11 protein-coding genes and 1 pseudogene are annotated in these 16,557 nt (G+C 40.8%); 4 read left to right on the top strand and 8 right to left on the bottom strand.

Annotation, left to right across the window (positions count from 1 at the left end):
- Nucleotides 1-256 precede the first annotated feature (256 nt).
- From IPM47_04745 to IPM47_04735, 3 genes and pseudogenes are all read right to left on the bottom strand, one after another.
- Entirely contained in the window at nucleotides 257-874 is a 618-nt protein-coding gene (locus IPM47_04745) for an IS1634 family transposase (protein ID QQS30261.1), read from the bottom strand.
- A pseudogene (locus IPM47_04740) lies at nucleotides 856-1,356 on the bottom strand (IS1634 family transposase). Before IPM47_04740 ends, IPM47_04745 begins: the two are co-directional and overlap by 19 nt.
- Entirely contained in the window at nucleotides 1,335-1,940 is a 606-nt protein-coding gene (locus IPM47_04735; GenBank protein QQS30260.1) for a hypothetical protein, read from the bottom strand. The pseudogene IPM47_04740 and the gene IPM47_04735 overlap by 22 nt, the downstream one beginning before the upstream one ends.
- Nucleotides 1,941-2,162: 222 nt before the next feature.
- On the opposite strand from IPM47_04735, the gene IPM47_04730 reads away from it, so the two are divergent.
- Nucleotides 2,163-2,855 (top strand): T9SS type A sorting domain-containing protein, encoded by a 693-nt coding sequence (locus IPM47_04730; protein ID QQS30259.1) that lies wholly within the window; start codon nucleotides 2,163-2,165, stop codon nucleotides 2,853-2,855.
- Nucleotides 2,856-2,995: 140 nt separating this feature from the next.
- Entirely contained in the window at nucleotides 2,996-4,756 is a 1,761-nt protein-coding gene (locus IPM47_04725; protein ID QQS30258.1) for a T9SS type A sorting domain-containing protein, read from the top strand.
- Nucleotides 4,757-5,250: 494 nt separating this feature from the next.
- Here the strand turns inward: IPM47_04725 and IPM47_04720 are convergent, their stop codons facing one another.
- Together IPM47_04720 and IPM47_04715 are read right to left on the bottom strand one after the other, a co-directional pair.
- Complete coding sequence (locus IPM47_04720; GenBank protein ID QQS30257.1) at nucleotides 5,251-6,417, bottom strand: YcaQ family DNA glycosylase; 1,167 nt, start codon at nucleotides 6,415-6,417, stop codon at nucleotides 5,251-5,253.
- Nucleotides 6,418-6,510: 93 nt separating this feature from the next.
- Entirely contained in the window at nucleotides 6,511-7,140 is a 630-nt protein-coding gene (locus IPM47_04715; protein QQS30256.1) for an MOSC domain-containing protein, read from the bottom strand.
- A gap of 148 nt (nucleotides 7,141-7,288) precedes the next feature.
- Here IPM47_04715 and IPM47_04710 point away from each other — a divergent pair, with 148 nt between their 5' ends.
- A complete protein-coding gene (locus IPM47_04710; protein QQS30255.1) occupies nucleotides 7,289-8,575 on the top strand; it encodes an insulinase family protein in 1,287 nt (428 codons plus the stop codon).
- 114 nt (nucleotides 8,576-8,689) lie between these two features.
- Here the strand turns inward: IPM47_04710 and IPM47_04705 are convergent, their stop codons facing one another.
- From IPM47_04705 to IPM47_04695, 3 genes are all read right to left on the bottom strand, one after another.
- The gene (locus tag IPM47_04705) at nucleotides 8,690-9,223 is read right to left on the bottom strand and encodes a hypothetical protein (GenBank protein ID QQS30254.1); all 534 of its coding nucleotides are present in this window, start codon (nucleotides 9,221-9,223) and stop codon (nucleotides 8,690-8,692) included.
- 679 nt (nucleotides 9,224-9,902) lie between these two features.
- Nucleotides 9,903-10,436, bottom strand: a complete 534-nt coding sequence (locus IPM47_04700; GenBank protein ID QQS30253.1) for a hypothetical protein — start codon at nucleotides 10,434-10,436, stop codon at nucleotides 9,903-9,905.
- A gap of 664 nt (nucleotides 10,437-11,100) precedes the next feature.
- Nucleotides 11,101-11,325, bottom strand: a complete 225-nt coding sequence (locus tag IPM47_04695; GenBank protein ID QQS30252.1) for a hypothetical protein — start codon at nucleotides 11,323-11,325, stop codon at nucleotides 11,101-11,103.
- Nucleotides 11,326-11,632: 307 nt separating this feature from the next.
- Here IPM47_04695 and IPM47_04690 point away from each other — a divergent pair, with 307 nt between their 5' ends.
- Nucleotides 11,633-16,474, top strand: a complete 4,842-nt coding sequence (locus IPM47_04690; protein ID QQS30251.1) for a T9SS type A sorting domain-containing protein — start codon at nucleotides 11,633-11,635, stop codon at nucleotides 16,472-16,474.
- Nucleotides 16,475-16,557 lie beyond the last annotated feature (83 nt).

The following is a 16,557-nucleotide window of genomic DNA, read 5'->3' as shown; positions in this document are numbered from 1 at the left end:
AAGAAAAGCAGGCATCTGATGCTCAAAAAAACTTTTTTTCAAAAAAAATGAAAAAAAGTGCGATTTTAAGCTGATTTTTTTCTGTGAAAAGGAATAAAATAAGTAAAGCAACCCAAAACCCTGTCTTAGCCGATTGATAAAACTAAGAAGATGCGATTATTTTTCCTGACTTTGACAGTTAAATTTCACAAACCATTGATAATCAGCGAGTTAAGTTTTCTCAAAATGGCATAGTTGCCACTACAAAACGGGTTATTTAGTTCGCTGGAGTTAAGTCTTTGAACGGAGGGATACGAAATGCCGAAAGGATTTTGTTGGTTAATGCTGTGTCAGCACCTTTCAGCAAGTACTTTTTATCATCAATTGTTAGTTCAGACAATTGCATTTGATTGAGTTCTTCTTTAATACTGCATGGACTTAAGTTGATGTTTGCAAACTTTAGGGTTAGTTCCACCGTCCGTTCGAGCATGAATGCTAAAAAACAGGTCATGAAATGTCCTTTTATCCTTTTGGGTGTCCAATGAAAAATTGGTCGAGTGGATAGGGTGGTCTTCAATACCCGGAAACTTTCTTCTATTTTCCATAATTGATGGTAGTTTGCCAAGACTTCTTCGTTCGTCATATCCGTTTTACTATACTGTATGCCGTAGTAACCATCCCATTTTGCATCTTCATCTATTCGTTCTTGGTCTATTTCAGCAGCTTTTGTATTGGTACTCTCCGCCATTTTCAGGAATCGGTTAGCCCCCTTTTTGTTTTGCAAGTCCGCTCCGTTGTCTAATTTGACTTTTGCTTTTTGTATTTGTCTTTCCCTGTCTCTTGCGTCTTTGGCTGCCCTTTTGGCACTCCAAGTAATTAGGAGTTTATCTTGCAATTTTGTTTCTTTTTATTGGCATCGCTGTAGGTTGTTTCGTAATCCAACACTTTCCAGCTAAATGTTACTTCACCCGTATCCTCGCACACAGTCTTTGTCTCCATATCATTAGTTGCCAAAATCTTTTGTACCAACTTTTGGGGCATCGATTTTAAGCGGGCACTAACAATGTAGTCATAGCCCGCTTGACGTATTAAATTAAAATTTTCTTTCGAGTTGAGACCTTTGTCGGCTACTACAATGACTTTTCTTATATTAAACTGCTTTTCTAACATTTTCAGCGCATCTACCATCGTCTGACCATCAAAAGTATTACCCGGAAAAAGATCGTAGCCTATCGGTCTGCCTGTGCTATCTATAAATAAGCCCATCACCACTTGTACTTCATTAAACTTTCCAGCTTTGCTAAACCCAAATTCGCGTAAAGCATCTGCTCTGTTTGTCTCAAAGTGATAATTCGTTACATCATAAAAGCAACTTCGATGGGCTTAGCATAAACGCCTTTTTTATGGTAAAACAGTTGTGTCTCAATTGCCTGCTTTTTATCACACAAAAAATCTAAACTTCGGTAAATTTCTTGCAACCCAATTATGTTTCCTAGCCCATAAAACAATTTCTGATCTTTAAATGCTTGATGTTTTGATTTGCTTTTCAACAGACGATGAATCACACAATAGAAAATCACCTCTTCTATATCGAACTTTATCCTTGTTCCCTTAGCACATTTTTTGATAATTTCTCCGATGCCAAGTTGCTCCCATACTTTTTTATAGACCAAATGACCATAACAGAAGCGTGCAGTTTCCTGCAAATTCTCTGCCCCAATGCAAGGCGTGTTATTCAATGACAGCAATTTCTGCCCAACTGATAGTAGGAATCCTGAATCACGCAACTGGTCAAGGCGACCAAAGTTGGCAATTACCTTGTGCTTGGTAGTCTTTCCTTCACGAAAAGATTCCACTAACTGAATATACGTATGGTTTTTAGATTTAGTGGCTTTTACAAACATACCGCAAATGTAAGCATATTGTCTTAAAAACAATAGCCTAAGAAAAAAAGTTGCCACTACAATTGCGGTTTCTTATTTCTTATTATCATTGATTATTAACGGGTTATCTCATTTAACTGTCAAAGTCAGGAGAAAAGCAGGCATCTGATGCTCAAAAAAACTTTTTTTCAAAAAAAATGAAAAAAAGTGCGATTTTAAGCTGATTTTTTTCTGTGAAAAGGAATAAAATAAGTAAAGCAACCCAAAACCCTGTCTTAGCCGATTGATAAAACTAAGAAGATGCGATTATTTTTTACCACCACCCAAACTTTATTTTACATGACCGAAACCTCCGATACTGCTGAAGCCATGTCGCTGTTGGAAAGTGTTAACACTCAAACTGCAAAACGCATGAAAATTGCACTGTCTATGCAGCAAGGGCAGTATAGCAAAGCAGACAGTATATGTAACACCCTGCCGCAGACGGGATTGGACAATCAACATTTCCGCCAATTGTTGACTTTGCAGATAGAAATGTCACAAAACAACCGCAGCTACACACAATTCAGCCCCGAAGAAGATGCCCTCTTGAGCCAGATTGCCCAAAGTCAGACCACCTCAGCAATGAGTGCCAAAGTGCTGCGCTATTTAGCTTATGGCGAAGAGATAATAGTTGAACTGCCCCCGTTGCCCGAAGACCTGACGGAAGGGATGCCGATTCAGTTTAAAACCGGTGTTTTTGATGCTCCAAACATCAGCATTACGCCCAATCCGGCATCAGAGTATCTACAAATTAACGCTAACCTGCCTTCAAGAACGACCGCCGACATTAACATATATGATGCCTTGGGCAAATTAACATTCAGCCTTTCAGTTACAGAAAGCGGTAAAACATTCGTACCCATGAGCGATTGGCCAAACGGGCTATATTTTTGTCGGGTTACCAGTAACGGAGCAATAATAAGCAGCAGTAAAATTTTGGTCGTAAAGTAATATTATTGTATCTAACCTGCCATGTTTAAATTCGAGCTTGGCAGGTTAGATAATTCTATTTTCTTATTCTTCTTTTTTCTTAAAGAAGTAGGTCAAAAATCATTCTCAAACTTTAGTGTTCATCAAAAACTAATACAATCATGTTTCGTATAATAATTATATTTTTGTTCGCACAAATTGTACACGCACAGGAAAAGTATTTCATCAAATCGTTAGGTATTGATGCCTTTAATTCTTCTGCATTAAAAACATATTACACGACAGACAGCACGTTAATTATCGGGGGAGCCACTCAATTAACTACCGAATCCCATATTAAGTCATTTCTGTTTTTTTCAGATAGCGAAGTAAGCAGTTTTGATAAACTAAATTACGGTTTAGAATTTGGAATATTTATCTTACAAGGATTAGTAATTACACCATTTGGCTATGCATTTAGCGGTCAAATAAATAATGATCCTTATGGCACTTATCCTCCTACCGGTTATCCCTTTTTAATGGAAGTCAACCACGCAGGAGAGGTGTTAAACCTCTACCAATTTCCCGATCCTCCAATTTTGTCAAATGGCAGAGCACTTTTATATTATCCAGAATCGAACACTTACTATTTTGGTGGCGAGTCAGCAACCACCGCCTCCGACCCCTACCGTTTAATGATGACCAAAATAACCGATGGTGAAATGGTTTGGCGCAGGTATTATGACAATTTTACCAACAAAAATAAGATTACGGACTTACAGCCAGCCTCAGACGGAGGATGTTTTCTAGTTGGAATGGTAAATCATGGAAATATAATGAGTTCTGAAGGAGATGTGCTGTTTATGCGTATAAACAACGATGGCGATATTCTTCACAGCACAATTAATGATTGGGGAGGGAAAAAAGCACTAGCCAATCGTTTTAACAGCTTCAACGAAAATAATTTTATAATAGCCGGTACAAGTTATATGGATTATTATAGTGGTCGAGTACTTTTGTTAAGAGTTGACACGCTTGGAAATACTATTTGGGACAGACATTATCAACTTGGCAATGGTTTTAATGAAGCTTCTGCTGTTTTTCAAGTGGGTGAAAATATTGTATGTTCAGGAAGCAGCAAACGTGACGGAGCAAAAATTGAAGCCTTTCTGATGAAAGTGCGCGGCTCGGACGGCGAGCCGTTATGGGTGCGCTATTTTGACGCAGAACCCAATAACGATTATTTTTACAATTTCACCCCTGCCCCCGATGGAGGCTTTCTGTGCGTGGGCCGCACCGAGCCGGTCGGTTCCGCCAATATGTTGGTCGTTAAAACCAACTGTATGGGGCTGCTCAGTCTTCCGCAGGCAGATTTTACATTCGTGCAAGATACCACCCCGCCGGCATTGTTCACCTTCTTCAATCAAAGCCAATATGTTTATCCCGACAGCATAGACGGCGGGCATTATATCTGGGAATTTGGCGACGGGGCTGTCAGCAACTCAACCCACCCCACTCACATCTATCCCGAAGAAGGCCACTACCTCGTTACCCTCACCGCCATAGTTTGTTCCGATACCAGTGTTACCCAACAGCTTGTATATGCACGTTCGGGGAGCGGTATTGCGGTAGGCATCCCCGATAGCTCTTGGGAGGGGTCAGGGGGTTCTTCCATCCTCGTCTATCCCAATCCCGCACAAAACACCCTTACCTTTGCCCTACCCGAAGGCTTAACTCCCCCTTCAGGGGGCTGGGGGGTAGAGGGGGATTTAGGGGTAAGCATCTACAACCTCACCGGTCAAATGGTATTGCAAACCACCCTTGCGGCGGGTGAAACAAACAAAACCATTTCGGTAGCACACCTTCCGGTTGGGATGTATCTCTATGTGGCCGAGCAGGCGGGCAGTGTGTTGGCGCGGGGGAAGGTGGCGGTGGTTAGATAGTGAAAAGTGAAAAACTAAAAGTGAAAAGCAAAAAAGTGAAAAACTAAAAGTGAAAAGTGAAAAACCTGAAAGAGTTAATATGAATAGCCATTGTTAATTGTTAATTGTTAATTGTTAATTGTTAATTGTTAATTGTTAATTGTTAATTGTTAATTGTTAATTGTTAATTGTTAATTGTTAATTGTTAATTGTTAATTGTTAATTGTTAATTGTTAATTGTTAATTGTTAATTGTTAATTGTTAATTGTTAATTGTTAATTGTTAATTGTTAATTGTTAATTGTTAATTGTTAATTGTTAATTGTTAATTGTTAATTGTTAATTGTTAATTGTTAATTGTTAATTGTTAATTGTTAATTGTTAATTGTTAATTGTTAATTGTTAATTGTTAATTGCAAGAAACATGAATAGCCGTATGTGAAACCTGCGGAAATGAGTGAAAAACCTATTTTGAAGTTGAGGGTCGGACTTAAATCTAAACAAACTCTGAGGTATTTATTCAAATATGACTTCTTTGCAAGCATTAAATCGGGCGAACTCGTGGAGTTTTACTTTTAGTCGGGGCATCCATTCTGTTTCAGATGGTGCGCCGGATTCGGTAAACCATTTTTTGACAAACAGCGTACCAGACTTCCTGTCAGCTTTTGAGTCGAGTCTTCCTATAAATGAATCTCCCCAAAGTACAGGAAGGACAAAATAACCAAACTTTCGTTTCGGCTCCGGCACATAGCACTCAATCTGATAGTCGAACCCAAACCAACGCAGGAGGCGTTTGCGCTGAATTACTAAATTGTCAAATGGTGAAAGCAGGTGTAATTGCGGAAATGATGGCACAGGTGCCGGATTGTTCAACACGCTTTCCAATACCTCCGGAACTGCATAAAAACGTTCTTTTTCAAAACCGGTTACGGCAACTTCTTTGATTTTGCCGGATTCTACAGCTTGCTGCAGCACTTGTTGAACTGTTTTTTTCCATTTCGGACGCAGATAGTATATTTCCGCCTCGGTGCATATTCCATGTGCCTTTAAAGCGGTTTGGACAAGATACTGTCCATATTCAAGGGGTGAGGGGCGACTTGTGTTGATTCCGGCAGGCAAAACCCGCTCACTAAGGTCATATACTTTTTGAAACCCTTGCCTCCGGCTAACCATTAACCGTCCTTCCATAAACAATTGCTCAAGGGCGCGTTTGGCAGATTTCCACTCATACCAGGTTTGGCCGTTTCGGCCTTCATCCCCTTCAAAGTCTTTACTTTGCAGTTCGCCCTCTGCCGTAATACGGTCTAACACAAACCGATTCATGCGCTTGTCCTGTTCAAACCAATGCGATTGCCCGCTTGCATAATGTTCTTTGATTAACAACGAAAACCGGAAATCGCGCATAGGCAGGTAAGATGCCGCATGACTCCAATATTCAAAAATGGTCTTGTCTGTTGCCTGCAATTCATGTAAATGCTCTTCTGAATAACAGCCGGGAAGCCTTGACCAAAGTGTATGATGATGTGCTCTCGCAACCACCGAAATAGTGTCAATCTGCACATAGCCCAATTGTTCTATAACGCTTAAAACGGCTGATTTACCCAATCCGTCCAAAGATTGGTACAGCAGTTGGGACACTAACACTAACTTCCTCGCTTCATCCGGCAATAAACTGACTGCCATATTTCTAAAAAATTATTACGGAACTTAATAATCAACTCCCAGATGCATGAAGTCCCCTCTATTTTATGAAAAAAGTAAAGGCTGAAAAAAAATTTAGAACCGGCCAAACACATCCTTCAGTGTGTCCGGTATTACCGGATTTTCCAAAATCAGACTTAATTTCTGGCGGTCTTCCCCCTTTGAGGTTAAACATTCTACCACATCTGTGATGGTGATTGCAGAGTCTGGTGCTTTAATCAGTTCAATGGCATTGCCCGGTGCAATAGCTCCTTCTTGCAGTACCTTAAAATATACTCCATGCCTTTTGTGTTCAAAAAATTTCGTTACCATGTCGGGCACTCCAAATCGGATACTGAGTTTAAAACATGGAATACGCGGCTGAACAGCTTGTAAAATAGCACTTCCGATTTGATAGACACTTCCAATAAAAACATCGCTGTCATACAATCCTTGTGTGGTCAGGTTTTCACCAAACAAACCCGCCTCCCACTCATGTCGTTGTAGGTGTTGCTGCCAATGGGAGTAATAATCCAGGTCATAAGAGTAAACGGCTTTATCGGCACCGCCGTGGTGTTTCAGATCGGCTTGTTCATCATTTTTAAAACCATTGAAAGTAACCATCTGAGCCCCGCTTACCGGAGTTTTAAAGATCCCGGTTCGCACTGCTTTCCCTTCCCATATTGTTGATTGAGTCCGACCTATATTAACAGAAATCACTTTCATCCAAACAATCCTGCAATTTTTAGGGTTACAAACAAGCCCGAAATGTAAGTAAAAAACCGGTGGACTTTATCTGTACCGAGCTTTACCCCTCATATTAAGTCAATCTTCTTATATTTGCGGTTCTTTTTTTTAATACAGGGATGTCAATATGATTAGTTTTCAGAGGTTTACACTATCCAACGGTTTGCGCGTACTGATTCATGAAGACCCGACCACTCCTTTGGCAGTCGTCAATATTTTGTATGATGTGGGGTCAAGAGATGAAACACCCGACAAAACGGGATTTGCCCACCTGTTTGAGCATCTGATGTTTGGCGGTTCGGCCAATGTGCCGCATTACGACAAAGTAATTCACCATGCGGGAGGCGAGTGCAATGCATTTACCAGCCCCGATATGACAAATTACTACGTACAGTTGCCAGCTGCAAATATCGAAACTGCCTTTTGGATCGAATCTGACCGCATGATGCAGCTCAATTTCAGTCAGGCTTCGTTAGATGTTCAGAAAAGTGTGGTAGTCGAAGAATTTAAAGAAACGAGCCTCAACCAACCTTATGGTGATGTATGGCATAAGCTCCGCGCCTTGAGTTACAAAAGGCATCCTTACCAATGGCCGGTCATAGGTTTGATTCCCGAACATATTGAACAGGCTGAATTAGCCGATGTCGAAGCATTCTTCTACCGGTATTACCGCCCCAACAATGCCATTTTGTGTATAGCAGGAGGCATTGAGGCCCAAACTATCCTGCCTTTAATAGAAAAATGGTTTGGTGATATTCCCGCCGGTGTTCCCAACAACCGGAATCTGCCCAAAGAACTTCCCCAAACCGAAAAACGAACCCTTCATGTCAATGCGGATGTTCCGTTAGATGCTTTGTATATGAGTTTTCATGTCTGCAACCGCACTCATCCCGATTTTCCTGCTACAGATGTTGTCAATGACCTGCTTTCAACCGGCTCATCTGCAAGATTATACCGCGCTTTGGTCAAAGAACAACAACTTTGCAACTCTATAAGCACTCATTGTTACGGAGAGTTTGACGAAGGTGCTTTGATTATAGAAGCCAAATTGAACAAAGGAATCAAGCTTGAACAAACAGAAGCTGCCATTTGGATTGAATTGGAAACGCTGATTAACCAACCTGTTCCGTCTGAAGAACTACAAAAAGTAGTAAACCGCGTGGAATCTTCCATCATTTTCTCAGAAACCAACCTGTGGATGAAGGCATTTACCTTGGCCTTTTATGAGGTTTTGGGAGATGCTAATGGAATCAACCAGGAAATTGAAAAGTACGATAAAATAACTGCAGGTGAAGTTCAGCGGCTGTCGCGTCAGATTTTTACACCGCAAAACTGCTCGGTTTTATATTATCATGCCCTTCAACAGCAGGAAGCAGATACCGAACCCTCCTCACTACATTCTGAATTAGTTTGAGTGGCGCTTTGTCTGCCTGAACTAAATTGTTTTACCGGAATAACGCTAACACAAAAACAGCCCCCGACAAAAACTGTCGGAGGCTGTTAGTAAAAAGGTTTGTTGAGAGTTTGATTATCCTACGGGGATGAAGTTCCACAAACTGATGGTGATGAAGCTTTTACCGTTTCCGTAAGTGCCATAGAGCAGGTAAGTGTCTTTTCCGCCAACGCCGGGTGCGCCTTTAATTACGCCCATAATGTTGATGTTAAACACGGTAGCACCTCTTTTCAACGTAGCCTCGCCGGCACAGCCTGTACCTTTAAGGGTCAGTTCTACCTGATCTTGTTGGTCGAACAAATCATCGGCGTAGTCGGCTTGCGTGTGGTAGCGGTTCGTTGCTGCGCTTTTGAGCGATTTGCAAGCGGCGTTGGTTTTTGCCATGCTGCCTGTTGCCCAGGTGCTTACCGGCATAATTTTGTTGTCGGCTGTTTCATTGGAGGCGATGGTAAAGTGAACAACGGTGTAGTTTTGAACCACATAGTTTACCACTTGTTCGGGAGTAAGGCTCGGAGAAGCAAGGATGGTTTGTGCGTTAGCGTGGTTGGTTGCAAAAAAACTGCCGATAACGGCGATAGCGACTGCTGCGAAATTCATTAACTTTTTCATGGTGTTTTGGTTTGGTTTTTTGTTTTTAAAAAATTTTATGTTTTGATTTTGTTTTTGGTTTGGTTTTTTCTTGGCTTTCTTTCGGTTTTCGTAGGTTGGTACATCCGGGGGGAATTTTACGATTTACGATTTATGATTGGTTGTTGAGCTTGTCGAAACAACGATTTACGATTGGCTTTTTCGGTTTTCGTAGGTTGGTACATCGGGGCGGAATTTCGTAACCGTGGGTTGGAAGTTTTTTTGAAAAAAGATTTTGAACGGTGGTTTTTGAGGGGTAATAGATATCACTTTACGCCCCCCTCTTTTATGCTTTCATAAATTCAAATTTCCGTAGTCGTTCCTTTAGAAAAGAGTGGCTAAATCTGTTTTATACCGGTAGCAACGGAACTTGTTCCGTTATTAACATCAGACGGAACAAGTTCCGTCACTACCTGTTTTTCAAACCACATTCAAGGGTTAAATTGAACTCTTACAGAAAACATTGAAAATTTAGTCTTTAACTCTTTTAGTTAATTTTCTAATCTATAAATTCTGCAAACTGAAGTTAAGGATGCACATCGTAGGATAGATTGTGGAAATCCTCGGTAGAAAGTGTTTCGATGGAACCTCTCCAAACCAAAAACAGCCCCCGACAAAAACTGTCGGAGGCTGTTAGTAAAAAGGTTTGTTGAGAGTTTGATTATCCTACGGGGATGAAGTTCCACAAACTGATGGTGATGAAGCTTTTACCGTTTCCGTAAGTGCCATAGAGCAGGTAAGTGTCTTTTCCGCCAACGCCGGGTGCGCCTTTAATTACGCCCATAATGTTGATGTTGAACACGGTGGCACCTCTTTTCAACGTAGCCTCGCCGGCACAGCCTGTACCTTTAAGGGTCAGTTCTACCTGATCTTGTTGGTCGAACAAATCATCGGTGTAGTCGGCTTGCGTGTGGTAGCGGTTGGTGGGTGCGCTTTTCAAAGATTTACAAGCGGCGTTGGTTTTGGTCATGCTTCCGGTTGCCCAAGTGCTGACGGGCATGATTTTGGCATCGGCGGTTTCGTTGGTGGCGATTGAAAACGACACGTTGTTGTAGTTTTGAACCACATAGTTCACCACTTGTTCGGGAGATAGGCTCGGAGTGGCAAGGATAGTTTGTGCCTGAGCGTTAGACGTTGCAAAAAAACTGCTCAAAAGAGCGATTGCGACTGCTGCGAAATTCATTAACTTTTTCATGGTGTTTGTTTTGTTTTTTGGTTTTTGTTAAATTTTATGTTTTGATTTAGTTTTTGGTTTTTGTTTGCTTTCGGTTTTCGTAGGTTGGTACATCGGGGGGAATTTTACGATTTACGATTTACGATTGGTTGTTGAGCTTGTCGAAACAACGATTTACGATTTGTTTTTTCGGTTTTCGTAGGTTGGTACATTGGGGCGGAATTTCGTAACCGTGGGTTGGAAGTTTTTTTGAAAAAAGATTTTGAACGGTGGTTTTTGAGGGGTAATAGATATCACTTTACGCCCCCCTCTTTTATGCTTTTATAAATTCAAATTTCCGTAGTCGTTCCTTTAGAAAAGAGTGGCTAAATCTGTTTTATACCGGTAGCAAGGGAACTTGTTCCGTTATTAACATCAGACGGAACAAGTTCCGTCACTACCTGTTTTTCAAACCACATTCAAGGGTTAAATTGAACTCTTACAGAAAACATTGAAAATTTAGTCTTTAACTCTTTTAGTCAATTTTCTAATCTATAAATTCTGCAAACTGAAGTTAAGGATGCACATCGTAGGATAGATTGTGGAAATCCTCGGTAGAAAGTGTTTCGATGGAACCTCTCCATAACAAAACAGCCCCCGACAAAAACTGTCGAAGGCTGTTGGTAATTTGGTTAGCAGGGGGAGATTATCCTACGGGGATGAAGTTCCACAAACTGATGGTGATGAAGCTTTTACCATTTCCGTAAGTGCCGTAGAGCAGGTAAGTGTCTTTTCCGCCAACGCCGGGTGCACCTTTAATTACGCCCATAATATTGATGTTAAACACGGTAGCGCCTCTTTTCAACGTAGCCTCGCCGGCACAGCCTGTTCCTTTAAGGGTCAGTTCTACCTGATCTTGTTGGTCGAACAAATCATCGGTGTAGTCGGCTTGGGTGTGGTAGGAAATTTTTTTTGTTCGTAACCCTCTCTCCTCAATAGACAGGGAGATAATGTAACTCCCTGAAAATCAATACATTTTCACACCAAACCCGCTAAAAAACAACTGAAAATCGCTGAAATTTTCAAGAAACCCGGTTTTATTTCTATTTTTTTCATTACAAGTAATAAAGCTGTTTTGTATATTGCCAACACAAGGGATACAACAACTATGGGACACTTTTTTCATCATCTAAAAGCTAACTGATTTTTAATTTAAAATTCAAAAAAAATGAAAAAAAATGTTCAATTTCAGAACAGCTTTCTTTGCAAAACTATGGTCTTGTTTGTTTTGCTTTCCCTATATATATGGGGGGGGGGGTAATGTGTTAATGGGGCAAACACCGATTGAATTTTGCGGGGTGATTGTAAAGCCGCCTTTAGAAAATGGACAAGTAGCCCGATTTTACGACCGGTTCGGTAATGAATATACTGAATATGGTTTCCCATATCCGGGAGATGGTTCGGGTGCGTACAAACTAACGTGCATAGATAGTTATTTTAACCTAGTCTTTATAGGCACTTGGACACCTAACGAGGAAGCAACTATCTGTCGGGTATTTTTTGATTTGTCGGCAGCGATAGACAACCCTTCAGGGGAATCTATAAATCTGTTGATAGAAAAAACACCTTTAAATAATGGTATATTGGGTACAGGATCTCCAGTATGGGAAGCAGAATGTGGAATTGCTGACAGCAGGATAATAGAACGACTCAACAATATTTTTGTGGATGAATATCCTGAAGGGTATTTGGGATTGATGCAGATACATGAACCCGACCAATGGCAATGGCATACATATCCAGAGGATGATACGGGAGACCCTAATTTAGGTATTAATCCCAACAATTACGATTTGTATTCAGTTGCCCTGCACGAAGCCTTACATATTTTGGGCTTTGGTTCGCGTATTAGTACAACCGGTGCAGCCATGAATGGATTTTACTCGCAATGGGACAGATTTCTTTATTCCGTAGTCGAGGATTCTCGACTTATCTACCATGCACCAATAACCGAATGTTGCAACGCTTATGAGTTTAATGATATTGACTTTGACTATATGCCCAATGATTTTGCTTATGGGTGTCCATTAGAACTTGCCTTTCGCAATGACGATCAGGTTATTTTAGCGCCAGTGAATGTGGCTAATTATTCCAATTTTTCGGGAGGTTCAGGCGAAAATATTTTCCTTAATAAGTTGTCTCACTTGGATAATTCTTGTGCAGATGAAATTGGTATAACCGGCACAATGAACTATGTTATGCACCCTGCAATCAGTGCTGGAGAAATAAGAAGAACACTTACCGATGCAGAACTCCACATCCTTTGTGCATTGGGCTACCATATTATAGACCTACCTGGTGTAGAAAACTGCGATCAACCCTGTGAGGTTTTCACCAACCCTGATACCTACCAAATCTATTTAGAAGGCGAAGATGCCAACAATCCTCTTGTTATACCTATATCCAGCTTACTTGCCAACGATGTCGTACCTGTAGGCGCTCCTTTTAGCTTTGACTTTGATTGTATGTATATTGGCAGCCTTGACATTGATGTTTCAAACTTTCCGATCTCTATAGAAATTGAAGCATTCGAACCCGGCATCTATAAGTTTTGCTATACAGTTGAAAATTGCAACGGAATCTGTCAGATAGAAGAAGTGACTGTGTTGGTTAATAATAGTCCGGTAGAAATTCAATGTTACGATCCATACTGCAATATTATTTGCTTTGGCGATTTTGAGGACTTTGAAACTTTTCCTGATAATGATGATAACTCTTCAAACTATTATCCTGGACTTGGTGTTGACAATTTTGTTTTTTCTGATTTATTTAGTGGTAATACCCCAGATGTTAAAATTGCCAACACTGATAATAATGTCTTAGGTATAGGCTGGATTGACTGTACAGGTTGTCATAAAGAATCTGCAAGCATTCCACTTTCTGACCCTATACCTGATCAGTGCACAGTAACGGTCAGTTTTAATGCATTTGCATTTCAGCAAACCATCTCTGCTTCTGGTCTTACTGCTGCCCCAACATTATTAATTACTGCCCTTACAGATTATCCATGCCCTGCTTTCCCTTATGAAAGTATAAATTGTATAACGCCGACATCATCAATTTGTACGCCACCTGTTTATCATTTCAATATGACCACAGAACCTTGTGGTATAGAACTTCAAGATCCCATTGTAACAAGTTCTCCACTTAGTTCTATAATCAACCCAACGCTCAGTACACTAGATTTCACCCAAACGCCATTTTATACTTTTACATGGACAAATAATACCGGTTTTGATATTACAACTTTACTGCTTACCGGAAACAATTCTGTTGGTAATTTTGTAGATGGAAACATTCAGACTCAATACCTTGTTATTGACAACCTCGAAGCCTATTTAGAATGTAAGGGTAAAGTGAACATTGCTGCTGACGATCCCGATGAAATTTGCCGAGGCACTTCGGTGAGTATTCCATATACCCTCTGCTTCGAAAATTCCGACATTGGGAGTGTCGTCAATACCACAATTCAAACCAATGTGTCCGCAATTCCCGGAATATCTGTCATACCGGGCGGCTTATTCACCGAAACAGGAACAGCAGAAGTTACCCTTTCTTATGACGATCCATGCATTACGATTGACCTCAACCTATTAGTGGGTATAGCTTTTACCGACGGACAACAGGTTACTATTACTGCGGAACTTACCAATGTTGATGCTTCCACCAATCAACTTTACTGTACTTTTCCAAACAGCGAGGGATTGGAGGTTGTTCTAACCATTATAGACTGCGGCCCCATAGATCCTCCTTATGATTGCCTTGATATGACCAACTTCTTCACCGTAAACACCGGTAATCCCGAAGTATATACCCTGAGCGAGTATGGTGAAGATAGAATCAGTTATGCACCTTCCTCTTCTCAAACATGGGAACCCGGTTCACACCCCTTTGTCAGTATTACCGGCTCTTTGCCTGTTATTTCCTTTAATGTGGACTTGGTAATTCCGCAAGGAATAGACCTGACAATTGACGGTATGCAACTCTTATTTGCCCCGGATAAACGAATTTTAGTACAACCCGGTGCCACTTTAGCTCTCAAGAATACCATTATTGACGGAGTGTGTGAAGTGATGTGGACAGGAATACAGGTAGAAGGACCAGGCATGGACATTCAACCCAATTCTAACAATGCGGGTAAATTATCTATGGAACAGTCTCACGTGAAAAATGCCGTATTAGGTGTTGTCAATATGAACTTAGCCCCGCTCAACAATGCCGAAATGGCCGATATTTCGCCACCCAATAACCCTTATTTTAACATTTCTTCGCTGGTATTGCCTTCATTATTTGAAGATGTTCCCGCCAAATCTACATCAGGTGGCTTGCTCAACATAATTTCCTCCAGCTTTACCGGTTGTTTCCAAGGCATCAATGTCAGTTGGAACAATTTGTTGCCTTATACTTTTCAGGATAATGAGTTTCTCTACCCATCCTCAACGCTTTGGTTCCCTTTTAATGCCATCACCACACAACCCGAAGCAGGTATCTATGCCCATTGGTGCGACAGGGTGGGCATCATCAATTGTTTTTTCGAAAAACAGAAGTATGGAGTAAGGGCTAATTTTATAAACAGTTTGGTAGTCTCCGGAAGCAAATTTGAAAACGATGTAGTGGGTATTTCTTCCAGACACTATAAGGACTTAATGTCCCAGTACAGCACTATTTCAGACAACGAGTTTACCGACTGCCAACTCTCAGTACAAGTGGATGGTAATGAGTTTTGCAGAATAACGGACAACATCGTAAACGAAACCGGCAACAGCATCCTCGCTTTTGCAGATCTTACCGCCGGATTTTACTTCCGAGGATCTAATGTATATTGTGTAAACAACTTTTTGCACCGCACCCATTTTGGCATTATTCTCAACCAAAGCGATGTTACTGGCACACTAATAGCCGGTAATTTGGTAAACAACACCATGGAAGCTATCATTACAGAGGGTGACAACTCACAGGCACAACTATGGTGCAACCACCTTTTAGATTACCTCCTGCACGGATTAGATCATCGGGCATTCTCCTCTTCCAATGGCATCTTGCCACAACAAGGATTGTGTGATGATTTTGACCAAATCCCAGCCGCCAACACCTTTATGGCTGCCGCAGGCATGGGCGTTTCGGATGTAAGACTTGGTCCCGAACTTTTCGGTGGGTTTGGTGTAGAAACCCTCATATATTACGATGTAGATGCTACTACGCTCTCAGTAACAGACCTCTCCTCTTTAGGTGGTTTTTCAGCGTTTGATTGTAACCCCATTGACTTAAATCCTTATTGTTCAAACCAAGGATATACTCCCTTTGAAGATGTAAGCGAATATGTAGGATTGGAAATTATGGACGACCGCGACCTTGCGCAAGAAATTTTGCGCCTATTGGCAGATAGCAGCTATACCGAAGCCATAGATTTGTTGCGCCGGCATAATACAAGTCTTATAGCCCAACGCCGCCTTATCCCTTATTATATAGGCGTTGATAGCCTTGTCATAGCTCAGAACCTGCTTGACCAGATTAGTGCTGATAAAGAGGAAGACATCCGATTTACTGAGCTAAACCAACTGCTTTTAGACCTGCGTGCCGATAACAGAACTATTTTTGAAATCTCTCAGGCAGAAGAAGACCTACTTTTAGACATAGCCGAAAGCGGGACAAAGACAAGCTATAAGGCACAAGCAATTTTATATGCTGCTCGAGGTACAGATTTTCCGGTGGTGCTTCCTGCCTTGGCAAGCGGGGGCGATAACTGGTATAGTTCCTTTAAAAGTGTAAATAGCAAAATATCGCCACTTTATCCCAACCCATCAAACTATACTGCAACCATTAGTTATGAATTGCAAACAGGAGAAGAGGCAATATTTTCTTTTTATAGTCCTTTAGGGCAGATTTTGGAAACTACTGTATTTACTCATAGTGGTAATTATCTGTTGGATATTCATAAATACACCTCAGGCTTGTATTTTTATACGGTTAGTATTAATGGAAAACCGGTTGTTAATAACAAGTTTATAGTCATTAAATAACATCTTTAAATTAATGCCACGCAATTAAAAATTGCGTGGCATTTCATAAACTAAAATGCAAATTTTAATTTTTCTTGTTTTAT

The organism is Sphingobacteriales bacterium (assembly GCA_016700115.1).
GTDB lineage: Bacteria > Bacteroidota > Bacteroidia > Chitinophagales > UBA2359 > UBA2359.
This window is presented reverse-complemented; position numbering and strand designations above follow the sequence as displayed.